The organism is Rhizobium aureum (assembly GCF_030182495.1).
Lineage (GTDB): Bacteria > Pseudomonadota > Alphaproteobacteria > Rhizobiales > Rhizobiaceae > Rhizobium > Rhizobium tropici_C.
In genome coordinates this window covers 13888-29370 of the sequence record NZ_JAQJCI010000009.1, presented here as the reverse complement: position 1 = coordinate 29370, position 15483 = coordinate 13888, and the positions used below count along the sequence as shown (strand labels likewise).

The following is a 15483-nucleotide window of genomic DNA, read 5'->3' as shown; positions in this document are numbered from 1 at the left end:
ATTGCCCTTGGAATATCGCCTGCGGTCAGCTGCTTTTGGTAAGCGTTTTCTTCAGTTCATAGAGCACATCCAGAGCGGCGCGCGGCGTCAGATCGTCCAGATCCAGCATTTTCAGCCGTTCCTCGACCTTGGACGGCTCGCGCCGGCCAACGGCTTCCTCCCGGCGGACGGCCACCTGGAAGAGAGGCAGATCATCGATAAGCTGGCTTGCCGGATTCTTGCGGTCAGCATCTTCGAGCCGCGTCAGGACATCACGGGCGCGCGCCACCACGGAAGCCGGCAGGCCGGCGAGACGCGCGACCTGAATGCCATAGGAGCGATCGGCAGCTCCCGGTCCGACCTCATGCAGGAAGATGACGTCGCCATCCCATTCCTTGACGCGCATGGTGGCATTGGAAAGCCGGCCGAGCTTCTCGGATAGCACGGTCAGCTCATGGAAATGGGTGGCGAAGAGGCCGCGGCATCGGTTGGCTTCATGCAGATGCTCGACTGCGGCCCAGGCGATCGAGAGACCGTCGAAGGTCGCGGTGCCGCGACCGATCTCGTCGAGGATGACGAGGGAGCGTTCCGTCGCCTGGTTGAGGATCGCAGCCGTCTCGACCATTTCGACCATGAAGGTCGAACGTCCCCGTGCCAGATCGTCGGAAGCGCCGACGCGCGAGAAGAGCCGGTCAACAATGCCGATATGGGCCGAAGCGGCGGGTACGAAGGAGCCCATCTGCGCGAGAATGGCGATCAAAGCATTCTGGCGCAGGAAGGTGGACTTACCGCCCATGTTCGGGCCGGTCAGGAGCCAGATGGCGCCATCCTTGCCGTCGGCTTTCGGCGAGAGATCGCAATTGTTGGCGACGAACGGACCGCCGGCCTGACGGCGCAGTGCCTGTTCGACGACCGGATGACGGCCGCCTTCGATCGCGAACATGCGGCTGCCATCGATGACGGGCCGGCAATAGGCCTGCTCCTCGGCAAGCAGCGCAAGCCCGGCTGCGACATCGATTACCGACAGCGCGCGGGCACCGGCCTTGATCGCCTCGGCAGCAGCCACCACGGCCGCGACCATGCGGTCGAAAGCCTCGAGCTCGATCGCCAGCGCCTTGTCGGCGGCGTTGGCGATGCGGCTTTCGAGGTCGGCAAGCTCGGTCGTCGTAAAGCGCATGGCGTTCGCCATGGTCTGACGATGGATGAAGCGCGCCTTGGCTTCGCTCGTATCCGTCATCGGACCGGCATTGCCGGCGGTGACCTCGATAAAATAGCCGAGCACATTATTGTGCTTGATCTTCAGCGACTTGATGCCGGTCTCCTCGGCATATTGCAGCTGCAGGCCGGCGATGACGCGGCGCGACTGGTCGCGCAATGCCCGCACTTCGTCCAGCTCGGCATTCGCCCCCTCCCTCAGGAAGCCGCCGTCCCGCTTCAGCAGAGGCAGTTCTTCGGCAAGCATGGCAGCGAGCATCGCTTCAAGATCGGCTGGCAAAGCTTTAAGCCCGGCCAATGCAGCGGCAAGCTCCTCCGGCAGCAAGGCGCCACCGAGAAGACGGGCGAGATCGGCCGCCGCCGCAAGCCCCTGACGAATCGCCCAGAGATCGCGCGGGCCGCCGCGATCGAGCGCAAGGCGCGATAGCGCGCGCGGCATGTCGGGCACATGCTTCAACGCCGAACGCAGATCGCTGCAGAGCGACGGCTCCTCGGTCAGGAAGCCGATCGAATCCAGGCGTTCATTGATGCGGGCGGGGTCGGTGAGCGGCGACATCAGCCGTTCGGCGAGAAGGCGGGCACCACCGCCGGTCACGGTGCGGTCGATCGCCTTCAACAACGAGCCGTTGCGGTCGCCGGAAAGCGTGCGAACCAGTTCGAGATTGGCGCGGGTGGCGGGATCGATGAAGAGCGTCGAAGCGCCGCTTTCACGCTCGGGCAGCCCCAGCGGCGGCCGCTCGGCAAGCTGGGTCTTTTCGACATAGGCGATGGCAGCGGCAGCGGCGGCAAGCTCTGCCCGGCTGAACGTGCCGAAACCATCGAGCGTCGACACGCCGAAGTAACGTGTGATCCGTCCCTCGGCGCTGGCGCTGTCGAAGAGCACCGCGGGCTGCGGTACAGCGGTCCGCCCGAGGATATCGAAAACCGGCTTCAGCTCGGGATCATGGAACATCGTATCCGGCAGGATCAGTTCTCTGGGATCGATGCGCAGGATGTCGGCCAGCAGCCTTGAGGCTTCCGTCTCGGCGAGGCGGAAGACGCCTGTCGAAATATCGATCCAGGCAAGCGCCAGCTGCGGCTCGGCGCCGCCGCGGATGCGGGTGAGCGCCATCAGATAGTTGGATTCCGAAGGCGAAAGCAGCTTTTCCTCGGTAATCGTGCCCGGCGTCACCAGACGCACGACATCGCGTCGCACCACCGATTTGCCGCCGCGCTTCTTAGCCTCCGCCGGATCTTCCACCTGCTCGCAGACGGCGACACGGAAACCAAGCGCGATCAGCTTCTGCAGGTAGTCATCGGCGGCGTGAACCGGCACGCCGCACATCGGGATATCCTGCCCCATGTGCTGGCCGCGCTTCGTCAGCGTGATGCCGAGCGCGCGCGACGCATCGACGGCATCTTCGAAGAACAGTTCGTAGAAGTCGCCCATGCGATAGAACAACAGCGAACCGGGATTGTTCGCTTTGATCTCGATATATTGCTCCATCATCGGAGTGGCCGAGGCGCGGCTTTCCTCCGAGGCAAGCTCGGCGGCCGAGAAAGCATCGATGCTGGCGTTAATACGTTCGTTCACGGAGGTGCAGTTTTTCCAAAAAAATGAGGTGCCACCCTATCCGCGCGCCGCTATAGAAGACAACAGCTATCGGACAAGAGGGACCGGTCGCCCACAGGAGGTTTGGAGGAACAATGGCTGACAGCAAGAGCAAGTCGCGTCCGGGAACGGGGATCACCGATCAGGAAGCACTGGACTTCCACAAGAACGGCCGCCCCGGCAAGCTTGAGATCAACCCGACCAAGCCGATGGCGACACAACGCGATCTTTCCCTTGCCTATTCGCCCGGTGTCGCCGTTCCCGTCAAGGCGATCGCCGCCGATCCGGCGACGGCCTACGACTATACCTCGCGTGGCAACATGGTCGCCGTCATCTCGAACGGCACGGCCATTCTGGGGCTCGGCAATCTCGGAGCTCTGGCCTCCAAGCCGGTCATGGAGGGCAAATCGGTCCTCTTCAAGCGCTTTGCCGACGTCGATTCGATCGACCTCGAGATCGACACCGAGAACGTCGACGAATTCATCAATTGCGTGCGCTATCTCGGCCCCTCCTTCGGCGGCATCAATCTGGAAGATATCAAGGCACCCGACTGCTTCATCATCGAGCAGCGACTGCGCGAGCTCATGGATATCCCCGTGTTCCATGACGACCAGCACGGTACCGCGATCATCGCCGCCGCCGGGCTCATCAACGCGCTCGAGCTGACCGGCCGCGATCTCAAGACCACCAAGCTCGTCTGCAACGGCGCCGGCGCTGCCGCCATCGCCTGCATCGAGCTGATCAAGGCCATGGGCTTCAACCCTGAGAACATCGTCCTCTGCGACACCAAGGGCGTGATCTACCAGGGCCGCAGCGAAGGCATGAACCAGTGGAAGTCGGCACACGCCGTCAAGACCGACAAGCGCACGCTGGCGGAAGCGATGAAGGGTGCCGATGTGGTGTTCGGGCTGTCGCAGAAGGATGCCTTCTCGGAAGAGATGATCCGCTCCCTGGCGGACAAGCCGATCATCTTCGCCATGGCCAATCCCGATCCGGAAATCACGCCGGAAGAAGTCGCCCGCATCCGCGACGACGCCATCATGGCGACGGGGCGCTCGGACTATCCGAACCAGGTCAATAATGTCCTCGGTTTCCCCTATATCTTCCGGGGCGCGCTCGATGTGCGCGCGACCACCATCAATGACGAGATGAAGATCGCCGCCGTCAACGCGCTGGCGAGCCTGGCGCGCGAAGACGTGCCCGACGACGTGGTCGCCGCCTATCAGGGCGCAAGGCCGCGCTTCGGCGCGCAATACATCATCCCGGTGCCGTTCGACCCGCGCCTGATCTCGGCAATACCGGTGGCTGTCGCGAAAGCCGCGATCGAAAGCGGCGTCGCGCGCCGCGAAATATCGGATATGGCCGCCTATGCGCGCGAACTCTCGGCCCGGCGCGATCCGATCGCCTCGACGCTGGCCCAGCTCTACGAGCGCGTGCGCCGGCATCAGAAGCGCATTGTCTTCGCCGAGGCGGAAGAAGAACAGGTCATGCGCGCCGCCCTCTCCTATGCCAACCAGGGACTCGGCACGGCGATCCTGCTCGGCCGCGAGGATCTGATCGAGGCCACCGCCGAACGCGCCGGCATCGATCTCAATCGCCCCGGCCTCGAAATCGTCAATGCGCGCATCTCGAAGCGGGGCGACGCCTATATCGACTATCTCTATGCCCGGCTGCAGCGCCAGGGCTACCTGCATCGCGACGTCATCCGCCTGATCCACAACGACCGCAATCACTTCGCCGCCTGCATGGTGGCGCTGGGAGACGCCGACGGCATGGTAACGGGCGTGACGCGCAACTATTCGACTGCGCTTGGAGACGTGCGCCGCTGCATCGACGCCAAGCCGGGACACCGGGTCATCGGCATATCGATCGTGCTTGCTCGCGGCCGAACCGTCTTCGTTGCCGATACCGCCGTGCACGACATGCCGACCTCCGAAGAACTGGCCGATATCGCTGAAGAAGCCGCCGGTTTCGCACGGCGCATGGGCTATGAACCCCGCGTTGCCATGCTCGCTTATTCCACCTTCGGCCATCCGCCGGGCGAACGTTCCGAGCGGGTGCGTGAAGCGGTTGATATTCTCGACAAGCGATACGTCAATTTTGAATTCGACGGCGAAATGGCGGCGGATGTGGCGCTGGACCGGAAGCTCATGGAAAGCCTCTATCCCTTCTCGCGGCTTTCCGGACCGGCAAACGTGCTTGTCATGCCCGCTTTCCACTCTGCGGCGATCTCCACCAAGATGCTGCAGGAACTCGGCGGCTCCACGGTGATCGGGCCGCTGCTCGTCGGCCTCGACAAGCCGGTGCAGATCACTTCCATGGGAGCCAAGGATTCCGATATCGTCAATATGGCCGCCATCGCGGCCTATGGTGCCGGCGCCTGACCCTTGCATTCCTAGGGCAGCCGAACAAAGATGATGGCTGCCCTGGGAATTAGGTGTAGAATGGGGGATGACTGACGCTCAGCCCCTGTTCGAAGTGCTGCGCCATTCAGCGCGGCCTGACATCGTCGACGCAATCGAGCGGATGGTGCTCGAGGCGCCCGACCGCAAGCTCAATCGCATGAATGCGCTCGCCTTCGCGGGCGACCATGGCTTCGACGACGAACACACCATCAGTGCCTTTCTCCACGCCGCGCGCCTTGGCCTGTTCGAGATGTCCTGGAACGTGCTTTGCCCGGGATGCGGCGGGGTGCTGGATGCCAATACATCGCTGAAGTCGGTCCAGAGCGAAACCTATAGCTGTACCTTATGTGCAGCCGGCTACGAACCGACGCTCGACGAGATGGTCGAGGTCACCTTCACCGTCAGTCCGCGGCTGCGCCATATCGACGCCCACAATCCGCATGATTTGCCGCCTCATGAATATTTCCGCCAGGTCTACTGGAGTTCGGGCGTCGATCTTCCCGATGACGGCTATGAGGAAAAGGTCGATGAATTCCTATTGGAAGCCTTGGAGCTGCCAGCGGGCGAAAAGGCTGTCCTGTCGCTGCAACTGCCGGCCGAATTCGTCATTGTTTTCGAGCCGGTTACCCATAGCGCGCAGTTCATCGACGTAAAGGGCGAACCATCCAAGGAACGGCAGAGCATATCGCTCGTCTTCGATCGCATGCATCGGCACCACGACACGATCGAGCTTAGACCGGGCCCGCTTCGCATCGTCATAGAGAACCATACGGAAGTGCGCACCCTGCCGTCCGTGTGCATCGCCAATGATGCACTTCATACCCTGCTCGGCCAACGCCGGCCGTTCCTGACCGCCAAGCGGCTGCTCTCCAATCAGACCTTCCGCGACATATACCGGACCGATACGATCGACATCAACCAGCGGCTGAAAATCGCGAGCCTCACCTTTCTCTTCACCGATCTTCGTGGTTCGACGGAACTCTATGAGCGGGTTGGCGATCTTGCGGCCTTCGATCTGGTCAAAACACACTTCAGCATCCTGCATGAAATCGTAGGTGCGGAAGCCGGCGCGGTCGTCAAGACCATCGGCGACGCGGTCATGGCCACTTTCCCGACGCCAGACCGGGCGCTCGCTGCGGCAATGCGGATGCGCGAGGCCATGTCCAGCCTCAACGAGGAACGCGGCAACGACGATCTTCTTCTGAAGATCGGCATCCACGAGGGACCATGCATCGCGGTCAGCCTGAACGAGCGGCAGGATTATTTCGGACAAACGGTCAATATCGCCTCACGCGTGCAGCATCTGGCGACATCGAGCGAGATATTTGCCACGGGTGCGGTGCTGGAGAATGCCCGCGCCGCCGAACTGCTGACGACACGCGGCTTGAAACCGCAATCGCATCATGTCGCGCTTCGCGGCATCACCGATGCGATCGATATTTTTGTGATCCCTTGAGATCTGTCAGCTTGCGAAGCGACCGGCATCCGCGCCGTAGTAATTGACGTAGCGGTCCGAGATGCTGGCGATCGGCAGGACGATCAGCACGTCGGTCGTGTTGAAGGCATGATCGACAACGGCGGTCGATCCGACCATAGCACCAAGGCGCAGATAACCCTTGATCAGCGGCGGCATCGCCATGAGCGCCTTTTTCGGATTGACGGCTTCAACAGGCATCAGGTCCATGTTGCGAGCAAGGGACGGCAAGGCACCGACTGTCCATTCGTCCTTGGCGACAACATTGTGATAGAGGAAGGACAGGGCCAGCGCATGCTGCTCCGGCAGGATGCCCGGGAAAGAGGCGCAGCCGATCATCGCGCCCATACCGTGCTTCAGGGCATAGGCCCAATTGCCTTGCCACAGCAATTCCACCGTGCGCTTGTTCCGGTAAGCCGGCAACACACAGGAACGGCCAAGCTCCATGAAGCGCTTGTCCGGATGACGGGCCAGCAGCGTGTCGATGTCGAATTCCGAAGAGGAATAGAAGCCGCCATTGGCCATGGCCACTTCCTGACGCAACAGACGATAGGTGCCGACGATCTGGTCTTCCGGGTCGCCTTCGATCGAATGGTCCAAAACCAGAAGATGGTCGCAAATGGCGTCCCAATTGTCGATATCACGCTGGCGACGCATGGCCTCAGCCGGCAGTTGCGCGTTCATCTCCTCGACGAAAACGCGGTAGCGGACGGCCTGAGCGGCATCGATTTCGCGCGCCGTGCGGGCAAGGCGCGTTTCTAGATTTCCGATGCGTCCGAGCACATCGCTGGCAACTGGTGCAACCGTTGCCTTTGAAGACTGAACCATTTCGCCCTGAGCTTCGCGATTCAAGATTTCGATGGACATGGCGATTCTCCCCTACGGGCCGATATAGCGCCATAAACCAAATTCGTGCGACAGGAAAGTGACACGCAGCTTTGCTAAAAGCAAGAAGTGTGCCCATTTCAATTTTCGAATGAACGCACCGTCCCCAACTTAGCAGCAGCAATTGCCATAGGTTGAGCCTTATTGCCGGCCGCTATCGAGCATTGATGAGCCGGCTTCCTTAACCTTCATCCGAAGATCGGTGCTCATGTCTAGGCGCGTTCGAAAACCGACCTCGACAGGCCCTGCAGCGTTGCCGTCAGCTTTTCGGGATCGACCGGCTTGACGATGACGGCATCGGCCCCGGCCAGCAAAGCCTGACGGCGGACCGAGTCGCGGCTGTCTGCGGTCAATACGACGATCGGAAGTGGAGGCAAACCGTGCCGACGCTCGTAGGCCCGCAATTGCGCAAGCACGGCGGCACCCGAGCCTCCGGGCATGTTGAGATCGGTTACCAGCACCTCGGGCCGCGCTTCGGCGTTTTCGACGCGAACGCGAAGACCGTCGAAATCCTCGACGAGGCGGACTCTGTGGCCGGCCTTGGAGAGCATGGCCCTGACCAGCATGGCATTGACCGGATCATCTTCGCCAAGCAGGATATCGAGCGTGCGGTCCTCCGCCTCCGGCGTCGTGATGCCGATCTCGGAGACCGCTTCGATGAAAGCATCGCGCTTTTCCATGCCTCGCATGCGACCCCTCAGCACATCGATGAGCGATTGTTCGCGCAGCGGCCGGATGAGCCAGGCGTCGAAGAGATCGAGCGGATGGGTGTTGCGCTCCTCCGGATTGACCAGGAAGATCTTGCGCAGGCCGGGCACGGCAAGCGCGGTTCCCTCGCTGAAATACCAGGGCGCCATGCGGTGGTCGACGATGAGATCCGTCCACGCTCCCTCCTCGCCCATTGGGAACGAGCGCAGCAGGTCGTCCATATCGCCGGCGTAGATCAGCCGGCAATGGCCGCCAAGGGTACGGATGGTTTGCGTGATTGCCTCGCTTGCGGCCCCTTCCGGCGCCAGCAGCAGGACACGCGATCCCTTGAGCATGATGTCGCGCCACTCATGTTCGTTCTCCCCGGCATCCAGGCCGACCGGAAAGGAAATGATGAACTCGCTGCCCTTGCCGCGTTCGCTGGCGACGCTGAGCCTGCCGCCGAATTCGCGCAGGATGCGGGCGGAAATGGCCAGACCCAGGCCGGTGCCGGCGCTTTTTTCCACGATCGTGCCGGCCTGTTCGAACTCGCCGAAGACACGCGCCTGTTCTTCCTCGGTCATGCCGGGGCCGCTATCCCGCACCGATATCGTCAAATCCTGTTCCCGGATATCGACACGGACAAGCACGCCGCCGGTCTGGGTGAACTTCACGGCGTTGCCGATGACATTGAACAGGATCTGGCGCAGACGGGCCGGATCGAATTCCATGCTCTCAGGGACCTTGGCCGCAACGCTCGCAGCGATTTCGATGCCCTTTTCATGAGCGCGATGGGCAAGCATCTCGATGACGCCTTCCAGCAGAGGCCGCAACGCCTCCTTGCGCGGATGCAATTGAAAGCGACCGACCTCGATCGTGGAGAAATCCAGCAGGTCTTCGACCAGCTGCACCAGCGCATGACCCGACTGGCGAATGCCCGTCAGGTAATTTGCCTGCTCCAAGGTCAACGGCGTCTGGGCAAGCAGATGGTTCATGCCGAGAATGCCCGACAGCGGCGTACGGATCTCGTGGCTGACGGTGGCGAGCAGCCGCGATTTGGCCGCGCTGTTATATTCGGCCTTCAGCCGCGCATCCTCGCGCAGGCGAGCCGCCTGCCGCTCTTCCGTCACGTCGCGCGCAATGCTCTGGATGCACAATTGCCCCGTCGCCGGATCGCGGAACATGACATCGTGCCAGGCAAAGACGCGCCGCCCTTCGGGCGTGGCGATTTCGGCATCCTGATGTTTTGCATCGGTGACGGCACGGAATAAGAGACCGGCTTCTTCCAGAGTCAGGCCTTCCGGATGCGGCTTGCCGGTCAGTTTGCGGAAAGTGGCGTTGGCATGCAGAATCCGGCGATCGATGCTGCGCGTGACCGCGATGTCGCCGAGCGCATCATGAACGGTAGCAAGCAGGCCGGTGCTTTCCCTGTGTTCCCAAAGACGGTCGTGCTCGCTTTCGCTGAAATCGGCTGGGATGACTCCAGGTTTGCGCGATGCGTTGCGGGCATTGAAGATGCCGACAGCGGCAAGCACGATTGCAACAAGACCGAGAACGCCTGCAAGCGTCAGCGGACCTCCGGCAAAGCCGATCGCAAGAAGGGCCGCGCCCGCCAGAAGGCCGCCGCCATTCAGCCAATGGCCTTCCAGCCACCACGCCTTTGCCGGCGAGGCCGGCTGGCGGAGCGCATCCTGGGATGATGGGATCGGTTTCGCAGGCGGCGGCTCGGTTTCGGCCGCTCCTTCGATCGGTCCCGTGTGGCCGCGGATTTGGGCTGCGGCAAGCTTTTGCTGCAGATTTGCCAGAGTGCTCATGCAACCTGGCTAACACATGCACTCTTCCCGATGCCTTCAGGGATTCGCTAGAATTTTAAGCTTTCGCCTTTTTCGGCATTAGAAGCTCGTCGAGAATGACGCAGCCTGCCCCGACGGTGATGAAACTATCAGCGAGATTGAACACCGCAAAAGACCAGGTCTGGGTGTGGAAGAGGATATAGTCGATCACATGGCCATACAGAAAGCGGTCGATCAGGTTGCCGAGCGCCCCGGCGATGATCAGGGCAAAGCCCACATGGGCAAGCCAGCGATTGTCGGGCGTGCGCCACCAGAGCCACAGCACGAAAGCGACGATGACGAGCCGCATGCCGACGATGAACCAGCCGTCCATGCCTGACAGCATGGAGAACGCGACGCCGAGATTGTAGGTGCGATAGAGCGCCAGCATCGGAATGACCGGCACCATCTCCTGCAGCGGCAGCCAGTGATCGACCATGACCTTGACGGCCTGATCGAGAATGACCGCAACCACGATGAAGATCAGGATCGGCAGGGGCCGGGAAAACAAGGCCGGCCTCGCAGTCGGCTGTTCATTGGTCTCGCTTTCGGTCATCGGGTCTCGCTAGTTAAGTGACAGAATATGGCGGCGGGCCTCGAACAGCATGACCGCAGTTGCAACCGCCAGATTGAGGCTGTCGGCACGGCCGGCTTGCGGAATGCGGGCGAGTGCATCGGCCTCTTTCGCCAGGACATCCGGCAGGCCGGACTGCTCGTTGCCCATCAGGATGACGACGGGCTTCCTCTTGTAATCGATGGTGCGGTAATCGACGGCGCCGGCCAGGTGGGTGGCGACAACGGAAACCTCAGCCTTCTTCTTCCAGGCCAGGAACTCCTCCGGTGTCGCCTTGACGACGGGAACGGCAAAGACCGAGCCCATGGTGGCGCGTACGGTTTCCAGCGAAAACGGATCGGTGGTCTCGCCGACGAGGATAACGCCGGAGGCACCGGCCGCATCGGCGGTGCGAATGATCGTGCCGAGATTGCCGGGATCGCGCACGCGGTCGAGCGCGACCCAGGTTTCGCCCGTCTTCGGCTTGACGTCGCGAAGCTGTCGCCAGCGCTGCTCGAAGACGCCGACCACCATCTGCGGATTGTCGCGGCGGGTGATGGAGCCGATGACCTTTTCGCTGACCTCGAGTACCAGCCCGCCGGCCGCAACCGTCTTGGCGGCGACCTGCTCGACGAGAGGCTTGCCCTTGGCGGCCTTGGCATAGACCAGCGTGCGGATCGTCCAGCCGAGCTCGAGCGCGTCGATGACGAGCTTCAGGCCCTCGGCCAGGAAGGCGCCGCTTTCCTCGCGGGACTTCTTGACCGTCAGCGCCTTGATATCCTTGACGATCGGATTGGCAAGCGAGGTGACCTCCTTGACCTGTCCGACCTTGCGCGGGCCGTCATTGCGAAAATCCTGGTTCATTTCGGCACCCAGCGGCTAAAGAGAGAGGTGGAAAGCGCCCTGCCCGGCGTATGGCCGTCGAGACCGGCTTCGCGGATGACGAGCTCGCCGGATTCGACGGCGCCGCCGGCGCCGCGCATCGTCTCGCGCATCAACTCATGGATCGAATAGAAGCTGGCGCGGATGGAATAGGCCGTCAGCACGAGGCCGAGTGCCTTCGGCGACAGAATCTCGCGGCAGATATCGAGCATCAGCGGCAGATGCTCGAACAGATGCCAGACCTCGCCGTTCGGGCCGCGGCCAAACTTGGGTGGGTCGGTCAGGATGATGTCGTATTTGTTGCCGCGCCGCTCCTCACGCAGGATGAACTTCATCGCATCCTCGCAGATCCAGCGGATCGGCAGCTTTTCCACGCGGCCCAAAGCCTGGTTTTCGCGCGCCCAGCCGATCGCCTTCTTGGAGGCATCGACATGAGTTACTTCCGCGCCGGCTGCGGCCGCCACCAGCGACGCCACGCCGGTATAGCCAAAGAGGTTCAGAACCTTCAGCGGCCGTTTCGCCGCCTCGACCTGCTCCTTCATCCATGCCCAGTGCACGATCTGCTCCGGGAAGACGCCGACATGGCGAAAGGCGGTGAAGCGGCCAAGGAAATCGACGCCGAGCAATTGCAGCGGCCATGTCTCGCCGAGCGCCTCGCGTGGGAAACGCCAGCGGCCCATGCCGTCTTCATCCGTATCGCCGGTAAAGACGGCATCGGCATTGTCCCAAACATGGGAGGCAAGCGACGGCGGCCACAGTGCCTGCGCTTCCGGCCGGACGATGCGATAGGGACCGTATTGCTCGAGCTTCTGTCCATTGCCGCTGTCGATCAGGTGAAAATCGCCGGCACCCAGCGATTCGAGGATGACGGGCACGCGTTCGGCCGGCCGTTCGCCGCTTCGCGTCAGCAGCGGGCGCTCGGGCGCCGCAGGAGCGGACGCCGCATCACGCGGCTCGGTCGCCCGCTCGCCATGATTGCGCGAAGGTTTGGCATCGTACGAAGGCTTGGCTGGCCTTGAAGCATGCGCGGCCTTTGCCGGCGGCTTGCCGGGCATATCGCGCCGGGGTTTTGCCCCAAGACCGCCGGCGGCCTTTTGGCCGGGGCGGTTTTCCCTGTGTTTCACCATGCTTGTCTCAAAATTGATATGTGCGTGCAAATAGCATCTGGCCGCCACTTGGCAAAGCGCTTTCCGATCTGCGATGATCCATGCATAAAATGTCACATTGGGAGGATTGCGCATGGACATGACCGGCGAGGAGCGGATTGCGGCACCCAGGGACGCGGTGTGGGCGGCGCTGAACGATCCGGAGATCCTCAAGCAATGCATTCCGGGCTGTCAAAGCCTGGAGAGGATTTCCCCGACGGAACTGACCGCGACCGTGAAGCTGAAGATCGGCCCGGTTTCCGCCTCCTTCAATGGCGAGGTCACGCTTTCCAACATCAACGCGCCGGAGAGCTACACGATATCAGGTGAGGGAAAGGGCGGCATTGCCGGCTTTGCCAAGGGCGGCGCGGACGTCATCCTGAAGGAAGACGGCAACGAAACCATCCTGCAATATGAGGCGAAGGCGCAGGTCGGCGGCAAGATTGCGCAGCTTGGCTCCCGCCTGGTCGATTCCAGCGCGAAGAAGCTGGCGCAGCAGTTTTTCGCCGATTTCACCGCTGCCATCAACGGCCAGGCCGACGCCTGATTGCCGCAAGCACATCTGGCGCCCATATAGTCGATCATGACATCGAAATTCGAGACCTGGGCCGTCCGGCCTGCACGCGAACAAGACATGGGGGAGCTTGCGGAGATCTACCTCCGCGTCCGCCGCGAGACATTCAGATGGGTCGATCCCGACCGCTTCAGCCTTGAGGACTTCGCCGTTCATACGAATGGCGAACGGCTGTTCGTCTGCGAAAACGAGAATGGTCTGGTTGCGGGCTTTGCCGCCGTGTGGGAGCCGGATGACTTCATCCATATGCTCTACATCCTGCCGGCCTTCCAGGGGCGCGGCGCCGGAAAGGCCCTGCTCGCCGCCCTGCCGGACTGGCCCATGCGCCGCTACCGGCTGAAGTGCCTGGTCAAGAATACGCACGCCATGACCTTCTATCGAAAACTCGGCTTCGAGATTATCGGCGACGGCGCCTCGCCCGAGGGTGACTACAAGGAGATGCGGCTTAACGGCAGCCCGTCATTTTGACGGAAGCTGGCCGGTGATCTCTTCGGCACGCGTGCGGTGCTTGTCGGCCTCGGCCTGCCAGCGGACCGCCTCTCGAGACTGGTTGCGAGCGCGTTTGCGGTATTTTCCCTGATTGAACCAGGTCACCGCGGCGCCGACGATCATGCCGAGGATCAGAGCGACAAACAGCAGGGCGAACAGAGGCGCATTCAGCGACAGAACCTGATCGTCCGGCCGGAACGGATTGAGCGCCAGCGTCACGGACTGCCGGTTGGCAACGCAGAATATGATGAGGATGATGCCGAGCGGCAGCAATATCAGCAGATTGACGATCTTCTTGGCCATTGCGCAGCTCCTTTATCCGCAGCCATGGATGCCCGCATCCAAGCCGCCTTCAGCCGCAGAATAGAAAAGAGGCGGCTGAATTCAAGTGCCACCGCGTCGCGGCACAATCATGTCCGACGCTATCTCGCCGGAGCATTTTCGGGAAAGTTCGGCGCGATGGGGCCGATCAGTTGTCGTCTTCCTCGTCGCCTGCGCCCGGATTCAGGCGCTCGCGCAATTCCTTGCCCGTTTTGAAGAAGGGAACCCATTTTTCCTCGACGAAGACCGTATCGCCGGTGCGCGGGTTGCGACCGGAGCGCGAAGGCCGGTTCTTGACGGAAAAAGCGCCAAAGCCGCGAAGCTCAACCCGGTTTCCCGCAGCGAGTGCATCGGTGATTTCATCCAAGACGGCATTGACGATATTTTCGACGTCGCGGTGATAGAGATGCGGGTTGCGGGCGGCAACAATCTGCACCAGTTCCGACTTGATCACAGCTATCCCCTTAAATCATTGATTTATCAATTGGCTGCACCCTGCCAAACAGAAAGCAGGCCGTCAAGAAACAACTTATCGGTCATGATTTTCTGGAGAGCTTCTCCTTTTACAAAATCATCATAACCAAGACGATTTAGCAACCAGGAAGCGGCGCCCGGCCAGAAGAAGGACGAGGTTTTGTCTTCCGGCTTCCAGTCGACGATCGGCAGGTCCTTCTTGACCTTGCGCGTTTCGAGATAGGCAAGGATTTCGTCTTCGCCGCCGAGCTTATCGATCAGCTTGTTCTGCAGCGCCTGCCGGCCGGTAAAGATGCTGCCGTCGGCAAGCTTCAACACGTCTTCGCGCGGCAGCTTGCGGCGATCCGCCACCAGATCCACGAACCAGCCGTAGCTGTCCATGACCATGTTGCGGATCATGCTCCTGGCTTCCTCGCTTGCCGGATGGAAGGGCGAAGGTTCGGCCTTCAGCGGTGCCGACTTGATCTCGTCGAGGGAAACGCCGAGCTTGTCGAGCAGATCCTTGAGCTGCGGATACTGGAAGATGACGCCGATAGACCCGGTGATCGAGGTATCGCCGGCAACGATATCGTCGCCGGCCGTCGCGATCATATAGCCGGCCGAGGCGGCAACGGTGCGAATATCCGATACGACAGGCTTCTTGGCGGCGACGGCGCGGATCGCCTTGAAGATGCGCTCGCCGCCATAGGTGGTCCCGCCGGTCGACGAGATCGAAACGATCAGCGCCTTGACCTGATCATTGTCGCGGATCTTCTTCAGCCGTTCGAGGAGCTCCTGATCGTCCTGGATGAGCCCGGAAATCTTGACGCGGGCAATTTGCGGGCCGCGGGTGTCGGGAAGGTCTCCGGCGACGAAGCGATAAAGCGCGAAGCCGAGCCCCACAAGGAGCAAAACGGCAACAACCCGCCAAAAACCAAGCTTGCGACGCAATTGTCGCCGATCTGCGATTGCAGAACTGTCCATCACGCCTTATTTCT

13 protein-coding genes are annotated in these 15483 nt (G+C 61.7%); 4 read left to right on the top strand and 9 right to left on the bottom strand.

What is annotated here, in order from left to right:
• Positions 1-25: 25 nt before the first annotated feature.
• A complete protein-coding gene (gene mutS / locus PH552_RS20385; protein WP_210278849.1) occupies positions 26-2683 on the bottom strand; it encodes a DNA mismatch repair protein MutS in 2658 nt (885 codons plus the stop codon).
• Positions 2684-2880: 197 nt separating this feature from the next.
• Between mutS and PH552_RS20380 the strand changes: the two genes are divergently transcribed.
• Both PH552_RS20380 and PH552_RS20375 read left to right on the top strand, forming a co-directional pair.
• Positions 2881-5169, top strand: a complete 2289-nt coding sequence (locus tag PH552_RS20380; RefSeq protein ID WP_183762465.1) for an NADP-dependent malic enzyme — start codon at positions 2881-2883, stop codon at positions 5167-5169.
• A gap of 67 nt (positions 5170-5236) precedes the next feature.
• Positions 5237-6646, top strand: a complete 1410-nt coding sequence (locus PH552_RS20375; RefSeq protein ID WP_112343649.1) for an adenylate/guanylate cyclase domain-containing protein — start codon at positions 5237-5239, stop codon at positions 6644-6646.
• A gap of 6 nt (positions 6647-6652) precedes the next feature.
• Here the strand turns inward: PH552_RS20375 and olsB are convergent, their stop codons facing one another.
• The 5 genes from olsB to PH552_RS20350 form a co-directional block, all read right to left on the bottom strand.
• Positions 6653-7531, bottom strand: a complete 879-nt coding sequence (gene olsB / locus PH552_RS20370; protein ID WP_113249833.1) for a l-ornithine N(alpha)-acyltransferase — start codon at positions 7529-7531, stop codon at positions 6653-6655.
• Positions 7532-7761: 230 nt separating this feature from the next.
• The gene (locus PH552_RS20365) at positions 7762-10050 is read right to left on the bottom strand and encodes a hybrid sensor histidine kinase/response regulator (RefSeq protein ID WP_183762462.1); all 2289 of its coding nucleotides are present in this window, start codon (positions 10048-10050) and stop codon (positions 7762-7764) included.
• 55 nt (positions 10051-10105) lie between these two features.
• Complete coding sequence (gene lspA / locus PH552_RS20360) at positions 10106-10624, bottom strand: signal peptidase II (protein WP_183762459.1); 519 nt, start codon at positions 10622-10624, stop codon at positions 10106-10108.
• A 9-nt stretch (positions 10625-10633) separates the two neighbouring features.
• Entirely contained in the window at positions 10634-11485 is an 852-nt protein-coding gene (locus tag PH552_RS20355; protein WP_183762456.1) for a TrmH family RNA methyltransferase, read from the bottom strand.
• Positions 11482-12627, bottom strand: a complete 1146-nt coding sequence (locus PH552_RS20350; RefSeq protein WP_483315500.1) for a class I SAM-dependent methyltransferase — start codon at positions 12625-12627, stop codon at positions 11482-11484. The genes PH552_RS20355 and PH552_RS20350 overlap by 4 nt, the downstream gene beginning before the upstream one ends.
• Positions 12628-12742: 115 nt before the next feature.
• On the opposite strand from PH552_RS20350, the gene PH552_RS20345 reads away from it, so the two are divergent.
• Both PH552_RS20345 and PH552_RS20340 read left to right on the top strand, forming a co-directional pair.
• A complete protein-coding gene (locus PH552_RS20345; protein ID WP_112343643.1) occupies positions 12743-13195 on the top strand; it encodes an SRPBCC family protein in 453 nt (150 codons plus the stop codon).
• A gap of 36 nt (positions 13196-13231) precedes the next feature.
• Positions 13232-13690, top strand: coding sequence for a GNAT family N-acetyltransferase (locus PH552_RS20340; protein ID WP_112343642.1), 459 nt, complete (start codon positions 13232-13234; stop codon positions 13688-13690).
• Here the strand turns inward: PH552_RS20340 and PH552_RS20335 are convergent.
• From PH552_RS20335 to sppA, 3 genes are all read right to left on the bottom strand, one after another.
• A complete protein-coding gene (locus PH552_RS20335; RefSeq protein ID WP_183762450.1) occupies positions 13682-14014 on the bottom strand; it encodes a lipopolysaccharide assembly protein LapA domain-containing protein in 333 nt (110 codons plus the stop codon). The two genes, PH552_RS20340 and PH552_RS20335, sit on opposite strands and share 9 nt — an antisense overlap.
• Positions 14015-14180: 166 nt before the next feature.
• A complete protein-coding gene (locus tag PH552_RS20330) occupies positions 14181-14486 on the bottom strand; it encodes an integration host factor subunit beta (protein WP_004120746.1) in 306 nt (101 codons plus the stop codon).
• A gap of 26 nt (positions 14487-14512) precedes the next feature.
• The gene (sppA, locus tag PH552_RS20325) at positions 14513-15469 is read right to left on the bottom strand and encodes a signal peptide peptidase SppA (RefSeq protein ID WP_112343640.1); all 957 of its coding nucleotides are present in this window, start codon (positions 15467-15469) and stop codon (positions 14513-14515) included.
• Positions 15470-15483 lie beyond the last annotated feature (14 nt).